This is a genomic window from uncultured Tyzzerella sp. (assembly GCF_963558545.1).
Classification (GTDB): Bacteria; Bacillota; Clostridia; order Lachnospirales; family CAG-274; genus Tyzzerella.
The window spans coordinates 24,163-44,445 of record NZ_CAUWHO010000009.1; the positions used below are offsets into that span (position 1 = coordinate 24,163).

Sequence of the window (20,283 nt, forward strand, 5' to 3'; positions counted from 1 at the left end):
TTATAAATCCTCCAAAGCCTCTTTTGCTACCTCTGTATCGTCAAAATGTATTGTTCTATCTGCAAAAATTTCATAATCTTCGTGCCCTTTACCTGCTATTATAATGCTATCATTAGGTTTTGCTATATAAACTCCTCTATAAATAGCCTCTCTACGTCCTGTTATTTTTTCATAACTACTTGTTATAGGTTTTATCCCTAGCTCTATTTCATCAATTATAGCTTCAGGTACTTCAGAGCGAGGGTTATCTGATGTAACAATAGTATAATCTGATAATCTAGCAGATATTTCCCCCATAATAGAGCGTTTTTTTCTATCTCTATCTCCACCACAACCAAATATAGTTATAACTTTACCTTTTGTAAATTCTCTAACTGCTTTTATTATATTATCAAGTCCATCTGGCGTATGAGCATAATCTACTATTACGTTAAAGCCTTTATCATTAGGTATAGTTTGTATCCTACCAGGTACACCTTTTATACTTTTAATACCTTGTTTTATAATATCTATTGGTATATTTTGCATTAAACAAGCACCTATAACACCAAGAGCGTTATAAACACTAAACCTACCAGGTATATTTAAAATAAAGCTCTCTATGTTATCATTAATTTTTACATCAAATGTTACCTTATCCATAAAATATTGTATATTAATGGCTTGTAAATCACTTTCTTTTTCTATACTATAAGTAAATATTTTACAACTAGCATTTTTTGTTATTTCTTTTGCATATTTATCATCTACATTTATTATTCCTATTTTACACATATTAAATAGTTTGCTTTTTGCATTACAATAATTTTCCATACTTTTATGCATATCTAAATGGTCTTGTGTAAGATTTGTAAAAATACCTATATTAAAGTTACATTCGTCAACTTTATGTAACTCTAATGCGTGAGATGATACCTCCATAACAACGTTATCTACATTATTATTAGCCATTTTACTAAAAAGTTCATTAAGCTCTATTGTGTCTGGAGTTGTACTTGTTGCAAAATCAAAATCTATTTTTTTACCGTTTTCTCTAATCTCAATAGTACCTATAATTCCTACTGTTTTTTTATATTCTAACAATACTTGCTCTAAAAAATATGTTGTGCTAGTCTTTCCGTTAGTACCTGTAACACCTATAAGGTTTATATCTTTAGTAGCATTATTATAAAAATTTTTAGCTATTGTAGCTAAGGCTTCTCTTGTATTTTTTACTTGTAATATAGCTACATCTTTAATTTCACTTTTTTCTATATTGTCTATATTCTCACAAAGTATTAAAGATGCCCCACTTTCTATAGCATTTTTTATAAACTTATGACCATCTACGTTAAATCCTTTTATAGCACCATACATAGAGCATTTTTTTACTTTTCTAGAATCTATTGTAAGATGAGATACTTCAATATTTTTATTTCCAATCAATTGTATGTATTTTAAATTTTTTATTAAATCTCCTAATATCATATATATTACCTCATAAACTTTATATTCTATTTATATTAATTATACATCTAATTTAACATTTTGTGTATCTTTTTTTAAGACAAAATATTTTATTATTTTATATATACAACTATTATCTTTTAATATACCATATTTTTCAATAGTTATCTATAATTATTATAAAATTTTTACTTTAAAGTTTTACAAAATATAAATAGGAATTGTAAAATTACAATTCCTATTTATATTTTATTTATTTACCGTTAATTTTATTTTTAACATAATTTAAAAGAATGTTAGACACCTCTGCACGTGTTACAATCTCTTTTGGTTTTGAAAATATTTCTGAGCTAGAGGATATAATTCCATTTTGTAAAGCCCAGTTTACACTTTCATAAGCCCAAGGAGAAACATTTTCTAAATCTGTATTATTTGTAATTTCTACATATGTTTCATCTCCACTAAGTTTATGAAGCATAACTGCTAATTGTTCTTTTGTTATATGTGTATTTGGAGAAAAGTTTCCATTTCCAAATCCGTTTATAATACCATTATTAGATGCCCATACAACTGCATCTGCAAAATAATCTGATTTGTTTACATCTAAAAATACATTTTTTTCTGTAGCAACTGGCCTATCTTCCAAACGATATAAAACTTCTGCAAACATACCTCTTGTCATAGAAGCTTCTGGTGAAAATTTATCTTTTGTTGTACCAAAAAATAGCTCACGGCTTGTTACAAAATCTACTGATTCGCTATACCAATCATTTTTAGAAACATCTTTAAAGCTTTTGCTATTATCATATACTTCTATTGTTGCACTTTTATCTAGGTTAACTAATAATCCCTCTTCTGTAGCATATGAATATTTAATAGGCTTTTTATTACCATTTTCATCTACAATAAATGATACCATTTTATTACTATTATCAATACCTTTAATAATAACTGTTTGTGGTTTATCATTTGGTATAACTACATTTGAAACTATTTTACCATCTGGTGTTATTTGTGCTTCTGCAACAATTTTAGTTTTATTTTCTGTTGTTTGTACTGTATTTTGTGGTTGTTGTGTTGTATTTTGGCTACTAGAAATAACTGCTCCTCCAGAAGAGAATTGTCCTCCACCTAAACTACTACTAGTAACATTTATGCTACATTTTGCTATATGCTCTCCATTCCTTGTCTTTACAAATATAGTAGCATTACCTTCTTTTTTGGCAACCACTTTAATAGTATTTTCATTAATTTCTTCAATATATACTGCATCTCCTTCTACACTCCAAGAAACTGTTTTGTCACTTGCATTTTCTGGTAACACAGTAGCTTTAATATTAGTGGTATCTCCAACATTAAGATTTATATTATTCTTATCTAAAACAATATTATCTGTATTTATATTATTTTGTATATATTTTGCAACTATATTTACGTTATTAGCTGGCATTTTAAATGTTGTTGTTAAACTATTTGGTGAATTAAATACAACACCACTAGAAGTAGATGTCCATTCTACAAATTCTTTTCCATCAATTTTGTCAGCAACTATTTCAACAATTTCGCCCTCTTTTGCTGTTGTTTTATTAGCTATACCATTTTCTATATTTATTGTATAACTATTGTCTGCATCAGATGGCTCAATAATAAGCTTTCCAGCTACAAAAGTTACATCATAATTTGGGTTTATTCTTTCTGGTAATACGCCAATATATATATCATATTCACCTGGATTTGATATATTATGTTGTTCGTACCCCATTTTAACTGGGCCAATATCATTAACATCTTTAGCATCAATACTATAATGTATATTTAATTCTGGTTTTGTAATATCCATAGGGCTTTGTCCAGCTTTAATTGTTTGAGATTTTGCTGTAACTGTAACAGGTTTTTGTGTTATTTTAAAGTTGGTTGATGTTTCTCCTATAGAGTCTGCAGTATCAATTTTTACACTAATTCTATAATCACCAGCATTTATTGGCTTATCTCCACCAAGACTTTTATTATTTGTTATATCATAAAATTTAACTTGAAATTGGTTATTTTCATACCCATCTACAGACCAAGAATCATATCCATTTCCACTATAAACAATATTAGGTGCATTAAGTTTAAGATTTATTGGTGTTTTATCTGTTATCTTAAAGTTATATTCAATTATTAAATCCTTGTAATTATCATATGTAAGTTCAATAGGAATTGAAAATTCTTTTACATTTATATTATTTTTTAATTTAAATTTTAATATGTTATTATCTACATCTATTGTTGGTACTGTTTCAAAAAGTACATCACTATTAGCTATATTTCCCACTTGTTTAGTTTTAGGTGTAACACCTTTTGGCAAATGTGATGAGAAATTAATACTAAAATCAACTTGATTTGATTTTATAACCTCTGTTGGTTTTATAAGCTCTGATAAAGTTGCTTTTAAGATTTCTACATTTGCTGGCACTCCTGTAAATTCTTGCCCTTCTAATTCGTACCATTTTGCACTATCTCCAGTTAACTTAAGCTCTTTTATATCAGCTATATTGTATATCCCAACGTCTGCTTTAGCAACAGTAGCTTTCCCTCTTAATTTAGCTCCAGCTAAATCATTATTATTCCATTCAACATCTTGTATATTTGTTTCTTTTGTAGTTCCGTCATATACAAAATTTTCTAATACAACATTTTTAATATTATCTTTATTTATTGTAGCCTTGTTTAAAACTACACTAACCTCTTTAGACTGTCCGTTAAGTTCATCACTTCCACCATATGTAGCAGTTACTGTCCCTTGTCCTATTTGTATAATATTGCTTTTTGTATTATATATAAAATGTGCTTGTCCATTAACAACAGGTACTTTTCCTAAAACTTTATCTCCATATTTAAACTCAACTTCATTTTTTTCTACACTACGAGCAAATCTCCTACTATTAGGATTAGCTTTTGCTTTAAATGTAAATTTTATTTCTTCTCCATATGTATATTCTTCTTTATCTCTTGTAAATTCTAAATGAGCATCTACTTTTCCTATTTCAAATTCTTTATTTAAAGTTCCTTTATATTTTCCAATACCGTCAATTTTTACTTTAGCTTTTCTATCTTCAGTTGTTATATTTATATTATTTTCATAAGTTACAATAAAGTCTGTATTTTCTTCTAATGTTTGACCATCTAAAGTAACTTGGATAACAGGTTTAATTTCTTTTCCTGTATATGTTTGTGTTGGTATTTGAGAAACAACTGCATTATCTATTGATTTTGCTCCCGTATTGTCAGGATTTTTATGAACAGTTAAATCCATTTCAGCTTTTTTCATTCCTATTAGTTGTTCTACTGATGAATTTTTAATCTCATCTTCAAAGTCTAGACTTTTATTCTCATCTATCATAAAAAGTACTTTGTACTTGCCTACTAATGATTCAGGTGTAAATGTTGCTGCTTGGAAATAGTATGTTCCATACTTTTCTTGGTCATTTGCAAGGTAAAGTTCTATTTCACTTTCCCAATTTTCAGCCTTATTTTCATAATCTTTAATTGGTATTACAGCAGCATACACTTGTGGATTATATTCTACATTATTTATATCTAAACATTTTATAACGTGTTTATAGTGCTTTGGATTACCATTATCACCATTATTATCTATAAGTTCATTTAAAAATACTGATGTAGGTCCAGACACAATCTCCATACTTCCAAATACTCTATCTTCAGGGGCAATCTCTTTTTCCACTTGCAAGTTATTACCCACTTGTTTAATTTTGTACCCTGTATGTAAAGGGTTTAAAGAAAATTTACCATTACTTTCGTTCTTGCAAATTATATAATCTTTATTTTCTTGTAAATTTCCGGCATCAGCAATAGTATTCCCCCAAGTTTTAAATACTGTTTTTCCAGAAATATTACCATCTATAATAAGTGTATCGTTAGAATCAAGTATTAAATTTCCATTACTTTCAAAATTACCTTTAATTCTTGTTCCAAACATATTTCTAAGGTTTAATGTAGAATCTTTCTCAATTTTAATATTTTTTATTACTGCCCCATCATCAGTAGGAAATGGCTCATAAACTGCATTACCCTTTAACTCTATGTTTTCAACATCTTTTACTTTAATCCCTGTAGTAACTATATCTCTAACTACAAGTGTTGTTTTATCATTACCAAAAATTTCCATATTGCCACTTAGTGAAACACCCTTTGCTCCTCTAAGTTCTATTAAAACATTACCTGTATTTTTTGTAGCGTTTATGCCCTCTCTTACAATTGTTTTATAATCTAAAGAGATAGTTGTATTTCCATTATATGGAACCATACCATAATTACCAGATTCATTACCTGTGTAAATAGCTTTTATTTTTGTATTAGAGTTAGCTCTTTCAACTGTAAATTGAGCGTGGTTACCTATTTTACTTGAGCTAGTATTTTTATATGCTCCTGCATATATTTCAGGTAAAAGTTCATCTTCCTGACTTCCAAAACCACCTAAAGAGCCTCCTGCACCTTTTGTATAACAGTTTACATTTTCAAATATAAGGCTATGACCTGCAAGAAAAATCTCTCTATGCCCTACACCACCAATAGCACTCGAAGATATAAAATTAAGCTCTATATCTTTAAATCTAACATTATCCCCTGTAAGTTGAATAGGAGAACGAAATACTAAGGCTGCATCTGTTCCAGCTTTTCCTTCAATAGTTACATTACCAGGAAATTCTACTGGAATTAAATTATCATCTGCTTGTCCAGATGAGTCGTTTAATACAGTTATTGATTTTGTTACAACTATGTGATTGTTCCCCTTTTTTAATTCCCTCATAAAATCATTGTATGTACTAACTTCAACCTTATTTACTGCATTAATTTTTTCTTCAAATAAATTTTCTTTATTTTTTTCTTTTACTTCTACAACTTCGTTTTCATCATATTCTAATGTATCATCATTTTGTACTAAGCTATCATTTTCATCAACAAAGCTTTTAAACTGTTTTAATTCTTCTTCTGTTAAAAATGATAGTTCATCTTTTGCATATGCAATAGACCCCCCAAAGTGGCTTGATGCCAAAATAACTGCTAATGTTGCAACAAGACTTTTTTTATTTTCCAAAATACCTTTCCCCTTTCAAGTTATGTTTTATATTGTATAATTTTATTAACTTTTTAAAGTTAATATTTAACTTGTAACAATATTTTATATATTTAAATTATATACTGTAACATACTAAGTGTCAATAATTTTACCATTAAATGTAACTGTTATATGCCAAAAAAAGACAAAATTATAAATATACATTTGTCTTTTTTAGTATTAAATAAAATTAATTTAATATATTATATATTTTTTGCATATTAAGATTTTCTCTAAAATTGGTTGCCAATAAATCAAACTCTTTATTTAAATAACTTATATAATTTTCTTCTGTTTTATTATGTAACCTACTTAATAAAAGTTCTTTTGTTTTCATAATACCATTATCTACAAGGCTATCTTCGTCTTCAATATTTATATCAAAATATGGTAATACACCTAAAACATCTTTTTTACAAATATCCTCAATAATACTTACACCATCTTTAAAATATTTAGCATCACCTTTAAATTTATTTATGACAACACCTTTTACAAGGTTTTGTTCATCTTTAGACATAAGATTTATTGTTCCATATAAAAATGCAAAAATACCACCTCTTGATATATCAGACAATAAGATTACTGGAGAATTTACTTTTTTAGCAAATCCCATATTTACAATATCACTTTTAATAAGGTTAAGCTCAACAGGACTTCCTGCACCTTCTATAACAACAATGTCGTGTTCATCACAAAGGCTATTAAATGATATTATAGCTTGGTTAAAAAAATCCCCTTTTATATCCTCATAACTAAATCTATCCATATTACCCTTATATTCACCATTTAAATAAACTTCTGTATTATTATTACTTGGTAATAATAATATTGGATTCATTCTATAATCTGGTTTTATATTACAGGCATATGCACATATAGCTTGAGAACGTGCTATTTTTTTACCATCATTTAGTATGTGAATATTAGATGACATATTTTGTACCTTAAATGGTGCTACATTATATCCATCTTGTGTAAAAATTCTACATAAAGCTGTAGAAAATATAGATTTTCCAACACCAGATGATGTACCTTGTACCATTATTATTTTTGCCATTTTATCACCTATTTTTGTAGCTCTGGATATAATGCCTTAGCTATATTTTCAAAAGCTTGTATAGAATTTTCATTTGCTCTTGCACTTGTATTTTGTTCTATTACATATACTCTATCATTTTTAACTGCATCTATATTTTCCCAACCTGCTCTATTTTTTATCTCTTCAGTTACATTTTCTATATAATCTGCATTAGTTATTATAACACTAGGATTTTTAGCAACTACTTGTTCTTCAGATACTGGTAACCAACCTTCTTGGTCATCAAATATATTTTTTGCACCTAATAAATTAAGCATATCATTTAAAAATGTATCTTTACCAAATGTATAAGCCTCTGGCATAGGAGATGTTTCAAAGTATACACTTATAGGTTCATCTATTTTTAAACTTTCTATTTCTTTTAAAATAGAGTTAATCTTCTCATCATATTCGCTTACTATTTTTTTAGCCTCTTCCTCTTTTTTTGTAACTTTACCTATATATAATATATCTTCTTTTATTCCATCTATACTTGTAGATGTAGGAACAACTGTTACAAAAGCACCCATTTCTACCATTGGAGAAAATGGGTCTGTACCCTTAGATTTACTCATACCAGTACCAAAAATAATATCTGGTTGGATAGAAACTATATTTTCTGCATCTGGGTTCATAATATCAAATATTGGTAAATCTTTGTTTACACCTTCAACTTTTATAGAATATTTATCAACTGCTACAAGATTATCTGTAAGTCCTAAATTTATTAAAGTTTCTGTTATGCTAGGTGCTAAAGATATTATTTTATCTGTTTTTTCTGGTAAAACTATTTCGTTACCTTCTCTGTCTAAAACCTTACCATTGTCTTTATTACTATCTGATGTACTCTCCAAACTTGATGTACTTTGTTTATCATCTTGTTTTGTAGTATTATCACCACAACCAGATAACATAGTTGCTAACATAATAGCAAAAATCAAAATAAGCTTTTTAAAACTTTTCATTACTTATTCCTCCTAAATTTGTTTATAATTTTTATGTTTATTTTTAAAGAATATAGCATACCCTCTGCCATATGTTGGCAACCAATCATAAAAACTTTTATTTTCTTTAAATAAATAACTCATTATGATAGATATTACCCCACTATGACAAACTATTGCTACATCTCTAATATCATTTTTTATACAATGTTCAATTAAGTTATTAAACCCTTTAATAACTCTGTTTTTAAACTGCTCTTTGCTCTCACCATTAGGTACTTTATTTTTTTCTATATCTGTAATCCAATTTTGGTAATTTTTATTATTTTTTAATTGCTCATAACTTTTAAGCTCAAATTCTCCAAAATTCATTTCTTTAAAATGTTCATCTATTATGTAATCTACATTTCCAAATAATATATTTAAAGTTTGTGTAGTTCTTTTAAGGCCACTTGTTATAAAAAGATTAGATTTTTTATATTCTACTTTATTTTTTAATAATTCAAGCTCTCTTATACCATCTTTACTTAGCTCTATATCAGAAAAACCATAATACAATTTTTGCTCATTAGCATAAGTCTTTCCGTGTCTTATTAAACTAATTTTTATTTTAACTCCATTGGTATCCCACAAAATAATCTAACCACCTTATCGCTGTTTTTTGATATTATAGATAGACAATGCCCTATATTTTCTCGAAAAATACGCATCTCATAATCTATTGGTACTATACCACAGGATATATCTTCACAAGTTATTATTTTATCTTTAAATTTATCTATATTAGCTTTTATGTAAAATATAGGGTCTTTATTATTTTTTATCATAGCAAAAATAAATTTATCTATATTAGCTATAATTTTTCTATTAAAGTCTATCCTTATATCTTCTTGGCTACAAAAAAATACATCATCATATTTTATATCAAATTTTTCTCTAGCAAAATCTAATTTACCTTGGTAAGCTCCACCTATAATAAGTATCATAAAACCCTCCCATATGTTTATAATATAGCTAAAAAAACTATTGCAGTTATAGAGCCTGTTGTTATTATAAACCCACATAAATCTCCAGATATTCCATTTAAATTTTTAATACAAAATCTTGCAAAAATAATGCAAGCTATTATATCTATAATTATTATTTTAGCTACACCTAAAAAATATCCCAAAGTAAAAAATACTATTAATATTAATAAAATAATAAAAAAGTGATTATTGTCTAAATTTCTTTTAAAACTTGCAATAAATCCCTCCTTAGATGTAGCATTAGTTTTTATAATAAACAGGCTTGTAACTCCTCTTGAAAATATAGGTATAAATATTAAAGATACAAGATTTTTTTCAAACTCTAAAATTTCATAAATAGAAAAATAAGCTAAAAATGCTAGTATTAAAATGCCTATTACTGCAAAAGCACCTACGTGAGAATCTTTCAATATTTTATACTTTTTTTCCAAACTTGCTCTAGAAAATATAGCATCGCAAGTATCCATATACCCATCTATATGTATACAACCACTTAAAAATAAAGGTATTAAACATATTATTATTGTTTTAATACTATGTGGTATAGATAAAATAGTAAAAATACTAGCAGTCAGAAACCATATTAATCCTATTATAAACCCTACAAATGGTAATGATACAATAATATAAGGAAAATTTTTTTCGTCCCATTTTACATTTGATATAGGTATTGTTGTATACATAGAAAAAGCCATTAAAATTCCTCTTAACATAACTTTATTTCTTCAACTCTCTCTCTACCTTTATGTACTATAATATTGTTATAGCACACTTCTATTAAAATATCTGATATTTTAGCACATCTTCTATCTATAAAAGCTAAACCTTTTTTATATTTATTAGTTATGCTATCATACTTTATACTATCAGAAAAAATATAATCCGATACTATAATTACATTTTTCATCTTTGGTATTATATATAGTAAATCATTTATAATATTTTTATAAGCATCATCTATTACCTCGTTGTTAATAAACATTTCATTAGCTAAAAGTGCTGTCATACTATCTATCAAAAATGTTCCCTCTAAGTTACATTTTTTTTCTATCTCTCTTATATTAGTTGGTATTTCTATAGTTTCAAAAAATAGATGCTCTCTGTCTTTTTTATGTTTTATTATTCTCTTTTTATCTTCTTCATCTAATGGACTCATTGTAGCTATATAGTAAAAAGGCTTGTTATCCTCTTTTAATGAATATGCAATTTTTTCTGCTATGCTAGATTTACCATTTTTACAACCACCAGAAATATATACTACCATAAAAACTCCTATTTTAAATCTTTTAAATATTCTGTATCTATTTTTGCCTCATCAAATGTTGCCATATTTTTAAAAATGTTTAAAGATAAATCCATTATAGAAAACATTATAGGGCAACCACTACCTTCGCCTAGCCTCATTTTTAAATCTAAATATGATGGCAATCCTATGTTCTCTTGTGCTAATACATATCCTTTTTCCATAGACTTATGGGACAAAAACATATACTCTTTTATATTTTCATTTAATTTTATAGCACATAAAGCTGACACTATTGCTATAAATCCATCTACAACAACAGGTATCTTGTTATATGCACAACCTATATAAACACCTATCATCGCACCTATGTCAAACCCTCCAACTTTTTGTATAATGTCTATTACATCATTTGGGTTAGGTTTGTGTTTTTTTATCGCATTTTTTATTACATCTAACTTTTTATTATAGGCCTCTTTAGTAAGCCCTGCACCAACTCCTACAACCTTTTGTATTTCATCTTCTTTTAATCCTAATATAGATGCTAAAATAGCACTACTAGTAGTAGTATTACCTATACCCATTTCTCCTGTACCTATTATTTTATATCCATTTTTTTTAGCATCGTTTACAAGCTCTATACCAATATTTATAGATTTTATAGCTTCTTCTTTTGTCATAGCTTCTTCTTTTGCAAAATTATTTGTGGATTTTCTTATTTTTTTATTTATAATGTTAGAATGATTTATATCATATTTTACACCAACATCACAAACTAAAATATCTGTGTTAAATTGCTTAGCTATAACGCCAACACCTGTTTTACCTTCTAAAATATTTATAGTTTGTATAGCTGTTACATCTTGTGGAGTAGATGCTATACCCTCCTCAAATACACCATTATCGCTAGCCAAAACTATTATAGCCTTTTTATCAATATTTACATCTAAGGTATTATAAATACTGCAAAGTTTAGCTGGTATTTCTTCAAGTTCTCCTAAGCTTCCCAAAGGCTTTGCCAAAAAATCTATATGTTCTTTTGCTTTATTATAAATATGCTTATTAGTTTTTGTTATATTTTTTAAATAATTTTCCATTTTGACACCTAAAAAAGCCTTAGACTTAATCTAAGACTTATAACTTTCTATTTTATTATTCTAAAATTAATACAACACAGGTATGTAAATTTGCTTTAATCAAACAAACTATCTATTTTTATAGTAAATATTAAATATATCTGTATCTTTTTTTATATAAAGTATTAAAATACTGTTTATAAAAATAAATTGCATTAATAAATAATATTAAACAAAAAAATGTTTAATATAAATAGATAAGTTATAAACCTCAATGCCCTGTGAGTTTTAAAACTAAAGCTTGAATAATTTTTGGCAGGTATTCCGACTAAGACATCAACATTTATTTAAGCCTTCCCAATATTTAATCAGTGGCATAATATAAATAAACTCCGTTCATTACGGCAGCAAGGACTGTTTAAGATTTACACTTAATTCCCTATTATCGTTAAAACGCACCATCAAGCCTATCTTATATTAAATTATATTATCAGTTTTTTTATTATACACATATTATTAAAAGTTGTCAACTATTATAACATCACTTATAAAAAATAAAGATATAGTACCTACTATATCTTTATTTTTATGTCTATTGCATTATTAAATTTATTCTTCTATAATATCTTCCATTGTAGGACTTTCTACAACAATATCTTCTTTTATTATTTCTTCTGTTGTAACTTCTACGTTTTCTTCTTTTATTTGTGCTGTTGTAGTTTCTACCTTTTCATCTTTTATTATCTCTGATGTTGCTTCCTGCTTGCTAATTGTTTCTCCTTCTATTTTAGAGGCCTCTTTAACTTTTTTAGTGCCTACTAAAACTTCTTCTGCTCTAGGTTTATAATAGCTATTATTTACTAATACTTTTTCTTGTAACTTGCCATCTATATATATTAATTTATATAGCTTATATTTATACCCTTTTAAAGGATTAACTTCAACTTTTTCTTCACCCTCTGGAAGCTCATTTGTTTCTTTTACAATTTTAGGGCCTTCTTCTACAACATCTACCAATACATTTTCAAATTTTAGTTCTCTATTATCGTCTCTTTCATCATATCCATATACATTACAAACAACTTCATTATCTGTAACATAGCTTTCTATATATATAGGATAATTAGTAGAATTTTTAAATTTTAAATCTATATAATCTCCAGCTAATGTTGCATCAAATCCATAATCTAAATAGCCTACTTTTAAAGAATGGTTTTGCCTTTCTACTATATCAAGTTCTGAATATAAAATTGCATTATATAAAGTACTAGACACTTGGCAAACACCACCACCATATTCATCTATAAATTTACCATTTAATATTGTTGGAGCTGGTTTATATCCGTTTGCTTTTGTTGTACTTCCAAATTTATTGTTAGTAGAAAATACCTCTCCAGGATATAATATAGTGCCATTTATCCTTTCAGATGCTACTTTCATATTAATAATACGGTTATTATCTTTACCGCCTTTATTACTGTATTTTGTAGAAAATGAACCTAATTTATCCTGTATCTTGTTAAGGTCTTGCGCTTTATATTTAGGCTCTGTTTCTATAACAGTAATATCTACATTACTATCTCCTTCAGTAAGTAGCTGTTGGCTTAAATCTTTATATGTTTTTTCAAAATCAACTTCTAATCCATTATTGCCCTCTATAACAACAAATGTATCATTAGATTTCTTTAAAGTAGCATTTTTAGCAGCTATATTAATATCTTTAGATATTTCTTTAAGTTTTTCTTTTGATATATCTTCATTTAAATTTTTATTTATAACTACTTTCTCAACATTTTGTTGTAAATGCTTTATTTTTTTTAGCCTTTCTTTTTCTGAGCCTGTTCTACCAATATTATAGGCTTCTTCCAAAGCTTGCTCTGTGTTTAATGTAACCCCAAAGTCAGACTTATTAAAGGTATAATTTTTATCTTTATATGACAATGTTATCTTTTCATCTAAAGTAATATCCTTTAATAAAATGTTAGCATCTTCTTTAGACATATTAGACATATCTAAACCTTGTATAAATATATTATTATATATATTTGGATTATTTAACATTTTCTTATTTTCTGCTTGTGCTTTAATAAAAATAAATCCAGATACTATAGTTGTAACTAATATTATAGCTAACAATATTATTACCACTAATAATATATTTTTAGTCTTTTTCTCTCCAACATTATTTAACAATATCTTTACCTCCAAACACAATTTCATTTTAAAATTATGGAAGAGTTAGATGTGTATAAAGTAAATCTAAACTTTATTAATTAAATAAAACATTAATATAAACTATAAAATTAACTTAAAATTATAGTGGAATTTGTTGTTGTTAAAGATAAATCTAAATTTTTAAACAAATGGTTTACATACTCTGTTTTTGCTACAACTCTATAATCACTTTTTTCAGTATAAATAAGGTTATTTTTTAATATATTTACTCTTCCAAGAGAAGTTGTTGCATCTATGCTATAATTAACATTGTCCGTATTTATCTCAACATTTATAGGATTATTTTGTGTTTCTATTTTCCAATTATAATCGTCAAATAAGTTTAAATAGTCATTTATAACATCTATCTCGCCATTAAGCACATCAATAGACACATTTTTTATATCTATATTATTTAATTTTACATAATTATTTATATTACATACTTTTAGGCTATTAGCTTTTATATTTCTAATAATTAATTTTCCATTAACATTGTTTATGTTTATATTTTCTCCTTCACAGTTTTCTATTATACCATTGCTATTTGTGGTATCGCATACTACATTTTTAAAATTTATGGCATCTAAAGAGAAATTAGAGTTTATATTAGATATTAATATGCTATCAAAATGCTTTTTAGGAACTAAAATTTCTATTGACACTTTTTCAAATTTATCTTCCATAAATGTAAAAATATATTTTTGGTTATCTGTAGTATAAAAATCTACTGTACTATTTATATCTTTTGGTATATATATAGCTTTTAAAGTTAATTTATTTCCATTATACCCTTTTAAAACCATTTCTCCATTTAAAGATTTTAAATCTAAAGTATTGTTAATGTTATTTAATGTAAAATTAAATTCTTTGCAAATACTATTTTTAGATGTAATATTTGCATTTTGAAAAATATTTTTTATTTCTTTTTCTAAGTCATTATATATCTTTGAAGTCTTTTTAGCTAATATTTGTGTTGTGCTTGTTATTTTATTAATAATTTTATTAAAATCTATTGATTGTCCATTATTGTTATCATTATAATTATTATTATGTGCATAAGTATTTGATGAATTTTCTATTGCAGATAATAGTTTACTTGCTTCATCTGCTGTTATTTCACCATTTTCTAACATCTTCAATATTTTTATTCTTTCATTACTCATAAAATCACTCCTTAAAAATAATTATTAAATAATCATACGAAAAATTTTTTATTAAGTTTAGTGACCTTATATTTATTTTACTATCTCATCAGAATATATTGTCCATTTGTTTTCATTATAGTTAGCCTTTATTTTATGAAGTGTATAAACTACTTTAACATTATCTCCATCTTTTATTTGTATAGATTCTTGTACTATAGCTTCTAAATATTCATCACCCAAATTTTTAGATATTATATCTATGGTACTATTTATTTTTTTATTTGGTAATGACATATAGTATTGTTTTAAGCTATCGTTATCTAATACATCACTTGAAAAGCCTTTTATAGCATTTATAGAATTTCTATTTTGTACTCTAGATTTAAATGCTTCTAAAATTTGTTCTTCCATAATTTGATGAGAAATAGTTTCTCTTTGCATACCTCTGTTTAAATTTAAAGGTACGCTTAGTTTATCTTCTTTTAAAAGTGCAGATTTTATATTTATGTACATATTATTAGGAGAAACAGTATTTAATATACTCATTTGTTTATTGTCTAGCTCAAATATAATATCCGTACCATATCTAGCAGATTTTACTTCCGTAGGAGCTATAATAACTTCCATTCCACTAGAACTTATAGCAGATATTTCTACATCTAATGATGTTTCTACATTATTAAAATCATTAGGCCTATTTTCTGTACTAATTGTTGTATCTTTCGTATGAAGAACTAATACATACTTATTATCAAATTTAGGCATACCCTCTATAAATAGTTTATACTTATCAAAATTATATGATATATTTCCATCTTTTAAATCATTTAAAGATACTTTTTTATTTAAATCATATTTTTTATATATATTATCAAATTCTAAAACAATGCTACCTTTTTTATTTTTAATGTTAGCAAAGTCCATTCTACCTATCACTTTATTATCAATATTAACTGAAATAGGCTTATTTCCTAGTGGATTTATATAAGTATCATTTTCTTTAAGCTTTACATAATCTGTTTCATTTACACCACCTTGATATATTTTATGGTTTATATCTCCCGTTGGCTCTATTGTATAATCTACCCTAGATGATTTATCTCCAAACTGTGCATAATTAATATCTATATTATACCCACTAAAGTTATTTTTAGCTTTACTATTTATGTATATTATTTTTTCTTCTTCCAAGTTAGCATTAAAATTTAAATTAAATTCAGCTTTCTCTCCTGTAGATATACTTTCAAATGTTAATTTTAAATCTTTATTATTTCCTATTATAGTATCAAATCTTAATATGCTATTTTCTTCGTTTTCAGCATCTTTTGTAAAATTTAAATCCATAGGATATAAATTTTTATCAGAATCTATAAGAGTTATATTATATTTCATAGGTTCTATTTTATTTTTAAAATAAAACGTAGTATCTAACTGATTTATGTATACTTTTTCTAAAATTATTGTTTCATTATCTATTTCTTGTGCCATATCAAAATATACTGTGTTTTTATCTTCTGGAGTATATTTTGATACTAATGTATCCTTTTCAATTTCTTTTTGAATAGCAATATTATTAGCCCTTTTTATAGCTACAACAAAAAATATAATAGTAATTACTATAAGCACACTTAAAAATATTATACTTAATAATATTATTATACCTTGCTTATCTACATCTTTTTTAGGTTTTTTTATTTTTTTATTTTCTTCAGATGTATCACTAATTACTAATTTTTCTTCATCTGTATTTTCATATTCTTCAGGCTCATTATTTTCTTCATATTCTTTATTTATATTATTTAATGTTTCTTCAGTAGGGATACCCTCATTTTCATCATAAACATATACATCATTTATAACGTCCGTTTCTATATCATCTAAATCTATGTCATCATCTTGTTTCATTAATATGTCTAATTCTTCTTGTGATAACCCCTCAAAAGTGTCTGTATTATTTTCAACATTAATTAAGTCTTCCTCAGGAGAATTTAGTAAACTTATTAAATCCTCTAGTTCTTCATCTGATGCTTTATTACTATTTTCTTCATCTGTTATTCCCAATTTTTTTCCTAATTCTTCAATATCCATCTTTTTACCTCCGAAAAATTTAAGATAGCAATCCTAAAAATGGTATAGCTAAACTAATTAACATAGAAATTATTAACATAATAGACACAATTTGAACAATTAATCTTTTTTGTTCTTGTTTATTTCTTTTCATATTGTCACCTCTTAGTATTTATTAAGTTTTCTAAAAATCTACTAGGAACGGCTTTTACTTCATATTTAGTATCTAATACTGATATATATAATAAAGCCTTTGCCCTTGTAAGAGCTACATAAAATAGCCTTCGTTCTTCTTCTATTTCCGCACTACTTTTACTTTTTTCGTGAGGTATAATTCCATCAATGCAACCTATAACAAAAACAACATCAAATTCTAACCCTTTTGCACTATGCATAGTTGTTAAAACAACACCACTTTGATTATTAATATCTTTATGTTTTTTTATTGCTTCTTGGTTCATATTTTCTATATGGCTCAAATAATCTTCTATTTTATCGTATCCTTTAGAAGAATCTAAAACCTCATTTAAAATTTCTGTTAGCCCTTTAAGTCCTATATTTTTAAAGTTTGCATACTCCTCTAAGTAATTTTCATATCCAACAGTTTTTATTATATATTTTATAGCATCATATGGGCATTTATTTTTTATTTGTCCTAAATGAAATAGAAGTTCATTTATACTTTCTGTCTGCCAAGATTTTAAATCTACCTTGCAGTATAAATATTCCAAAATGGAAGTTTCATTTTTACATTTTTCAAAAGCATTTTGCAACATATCTTTATTTAAAAACCTTTTTGGCTTATTAGAAATCTTTAAAAATGCTTCATTGTTAAGTTTATTAATTGCTAAGTTTAAATAGCAAATTATATCTTTAGCTATAAAATGGTCGTATAAGCTTGTTATTTTATCTTTTAATTGATATTCTATGTTATATTCTCTAAGCTTTTCTACTATTGCTCTTGCTTGTAAGTTTGTTCTATATATTATAGCTATTTCTTCTAAAGGGTATTTTTTCTTTAATGTTTGTATTTTTTTTACTATTTTTTTAGCTTCTTCATAAGCATCATAAGCTCTTATTAATATTGGTGATTTATCTTCTTTACCTGTACCAACAATATTTTTTTCATACCTATTGCTATTTTCTGTAATAACTTTGTTGCACAAGTTTATTATTTGTTTAGTAGAACGATAGTTAGTATTTAATATTACTTTTTTTGTATTGTCAAAATCTTTTGGAAATTTAAGTAAAAATTCTGGCCTAGAACCTCTAAAACCATATATACTTTGGTCATCGTCACCTACAACAAATATATTTTTATATTTTGATGCCAATATTTTTACACATTCATATTGTACCCTATTAATATCTTGAAACTCGTCTATTAATATGTACTTATATTTATCTGTCCAAAAATTTTTTATATTATCCTCTTTTTTTATTAAATTATAACATTGTATAAGCATATCATCAAAATCTATCTTTTTTTTATTATTTTTTAATAATTCATATTCCTTATATATTATATTAAAATCATTTGAGCTTAAATGTTTAGAATTAAAAAAAATAGGGTTTATTAATTCGTTTTTTAATAAAGATATTTCTGATATAATAGCTTGTACAAATTCTTCCATATTATCAGATGATATATTATTATTAACTATTATACTTTTTATAATATTTATTTTTTCGTTATCATCTAAAATATTAGATAACTCATATTTATAATACGCTCTAATAATTCTAAAAAAATAAGAATGAAAAGTAGCAAAAGATACGTTGTAACAACCATTACATATTTTGTTAAACCTTCCTTTCATTTCTTCAGATGCAGCTTTTGTAAATGTAATTACTAAAATTTCATTAGGCCTAACATTATATCTTTCTATTAAATTTTTAACTCTGTAAGTTATTACTGTTGTCTTTCCACTACCTGGCCCCGATAAAACAATCATTGGCCCATTATTGTGTAAAATAGCCTTTTGCTGATTTTTGTTTAAGCTTATGCTTTCCATTTATATCACCTATATATTTATTAATTAATTATACATTATAACCTAATAATATATTCTATTAATTAATTATATATTATAACTTAATAATATATAATCTTCAAGTAATATTTAATACATTATTATTATAATATTTATTTTTTATTAAATTTTAAAACATTATATTACAATAATCTTTTTTTTATGATATAATATTATTTAAAATAATGTTTAATAGGTGCTTTTTATGTTAATCTTTTTTATTTATTCTATATTAATAGGATTTTTATCAAATTTTATAATATATGCGTATTGTCAAGATAAACTTGCATTTAAAAATTTTTATTGTTTAAAGGCCTTAAGCAATAAAATATTAAGCTTTTCAATTGTAATACTTAATTTTATTACATCTTTTCTTATATATAAAAATTTAGGTATAAGTATATATTCTTATTTATGCTTTATAGTATCATCTTTGTTAATATGTTTATCTGTAATAGATATAAAGACAGGTATTGTTCCAGATACTATTAACCTATTAATTTTTTTTATGGCAATAGTGGCTATTATATTAACTAAATATAATATATTATACCATATTATAGGTTTTTTCCTTATTAGTGGGCCATTTTTATTTATATCTGTATTAACAAATGGCATTGGTGGTGGAGATATTAAGCTTTTTGCTGTTACAGGGTTATTCTTAGGGGCTATTCATATCTTTTTAGCAATGTTTATATGCTGTATATTAGCCTCTGTAATAGGTATTATATTAAAATACTCTAATAAAACAACTAAACTTTACAATGGTAATTCTATCCCATTAGTACCTTATATATCTATTGGTGTATTTATTACAATATTGTATGGAGAAAATATATTAAATTGGTACTTTTCTACTTTTTTTATCTAGGGAGGAC

Annotated in this window: 14 protein-coding genes and 1 riboswitch; of the genes, 1 reads left to right on the forward strand and 13 read right to left on the reverse strand. The window is 25.6% G+C overall.

All coding sequences use genetic code 11. The features are described 5' to 3' along the window. The 13 genes from R5Z65_RS02155 to R5Z65_RS02215 form a co-directional block, all read right to left on the reverse strand. Positions 1-1,467, reverse strand: a complete 1,467-nt coding sequence (locus tag R5Z65_RS02155) for a UDP-N-acetylmuramoyl-L-alanyl-D-glutamate--2,6-diaminopimelate ligase (RefSeq protein WP_317366786.1) — start codon at positions 1,465-1,467, stop codon at positions 1-3. A gap of 232 nt (positions 1,468-1,699) precedes the next feature. Next, positions 1,700-6,550: an S-layer homology domain-containing protein gene (locus R5Z65_RS02160; RefSeq protein ID WP_317366789.1), complete on the reverse strand. Its 4,851-nt coding sequence runs from the start codon at positions 6,548-6,550 to the stop codon at positions 1,700-1,702. Between the two features lie 211 nt (positions 6,551-6,761). Continuing rightward, on the reverse strand, positions 6,762-7,631 hold the full coding sequence (locus tag R5Z65_RS02165; protein WP_317366791.1) for a cobyric acid synthase: 870 nt from the start codon (positions 7,629-7,631) through the stop codon (positions 6,762-6,764). Positions 7,632-7,639: 8 nt separating this feature from the next. Further along, positions 7,640-8,617: an ABC transporter substrate-binding protein gene (locus tag R5Z65_RS02170; protein ID WP_317366792.1), complete on the reverse strand. Its 978-nt coding sequence runs from the start codon at positions 8,615-8,617 to the stop codon at positions 7,640-7,642. 12 nt (positions 8,618-8,629) lie between these two features. Next, a complete protein-coding gene (locus tag R5Z65_RS02175; protein ID WP_317366793.1) occupies positions 8,630-9,229 on the reverse strand; it encodes a histidine phosphatase family protein in 600 nt (199 codons plus the stop codon). Further along, entirely contained in the window at positions 9,202-9,582 is a 381-nt protein-coding gene (locus R5Z65_RS02180; protein ID WP_317366794.1) for a bifunctional adenosylcobinamide kinase/adenosylcobinamide-phosphate guanylyltransferase, read from the reverse strand. The genes R5Z65_RS02175 and R5Z65_RS02180 overlap by 28 nt, the downstream gene beginning before the upstream one ends. Before the next feature lie 17 nt (positions 9,583-9,599). Then, positions 9,600-10,319: an adenosylcobinamide-GDP ribazoletransferase gene (locus tag R5Z65_RS02185; RefSeq protein ID WP_317366795.1), complete on the reverse strand. Its 720-nt coding sequence runs from the start codon at positions 10,317-10,319 to the stop codon at positions 9,600-9,602. Between the two features lie 11 nt (positions 10,320-10,330). Beyond that, positions 10,331-10,888 (reverse strand): bifunctional adenosylcobinamide kinase/adenosylcobinamide-phosphate guanylyltransferase, encoded by a 558-nt coding sequence (locus tag R5Z65_RS02190; protein WP_317366796.1) that lies wholly within the window; start codon positions 10,886-10,888, stop codon positions 10,331-10,333. An 8-nt stretch (positions 10,889-10,896) separates the two neighbouring features. Next, entirely contained in the window at positions 10,897-11,964 is a 1,068-nt protein-coding gene (gene cobT / locus R5Z65_RS02195; RefSeq protein ID WP_317366797.1) for a nicotinate-nucleotide--dimethylbenzimidazole phosphoribosyltransferase, read from the reverse strand. 275 nt (positions 11,965-12,239) lie between these two features. Beyond that, positions 12,240-12,421, reverse strand: a riboswitch (cobalamin riboswitch). A 131-nt stretch (positions 12,422-12,552) separates the two neighbouring features. Next, positions 12,553-14,136: a VanW family protein gene (locus R5Z65_RS02200; protein ID WP_317366799.1), complete on the reverse strand. Its 1,584-nt coding sequence runs from the start codon at positions 14,134-14,136 to the stop codon at positions 12,553-12,555. Positions 14,137-14,246: 110 nt separating this feature from the next. Beyond that, positions 14,247-15,323, reverse strand: coding sequence for a DUF4097 family beta strand repeat-containing protein (locus tag R5Z65_RS02205; RefSeq protein ID WP_317366801.1), 1,077 nt, complete (start codon positions 15,321-15,323; stop codon positions 14,247-14,249). 72 nt (positions 15,324-15,395) lie between these two features. Continuing rightward, on the reverse strand, positions 15,396-17,393 hold the full coding sequence (locus R5Z65_RS02210; RefSeq protein WP_317366803.1) for a hypothetical protein: 1,998 nt from the start codon (positions 17,391-17,393) through the stop codon (positions 15,396-15,398). Positions 17,394-17,530: 137 nt separating this feature from the next. After that, complete coding sequence (locus R5Z65_RS02215; protein WP_317366805.1) at positions 17,531-19,387, reverse strand: ATP-dependent helicase; 1,857 nt, start codon at positions 19,385-19,387, stop codon at positions 17,531-17,533. A 223-nt stretch (positions 19,388-19,610) separates the two neighbouring features. Between R5Z65_RS02215 and R5Z65_RS02220 the strand changes: the two genes are divergently transcribed. Then, positions 19,611-20,276 carry an A24 family peptidase gene (locus tag R5Z65_RS02220; protein ID WP_317366808.1) on the forward strand — a complete coding sequence of 222 codons (666 nt, stop codon included), beginning with the start codon at positions 19,611-19,613 and terminating at the stop codon, positions 20,274-20,276. The last annotated feature ends 7 nt before the right edge of the window (positions 20,277-20,283 follow it).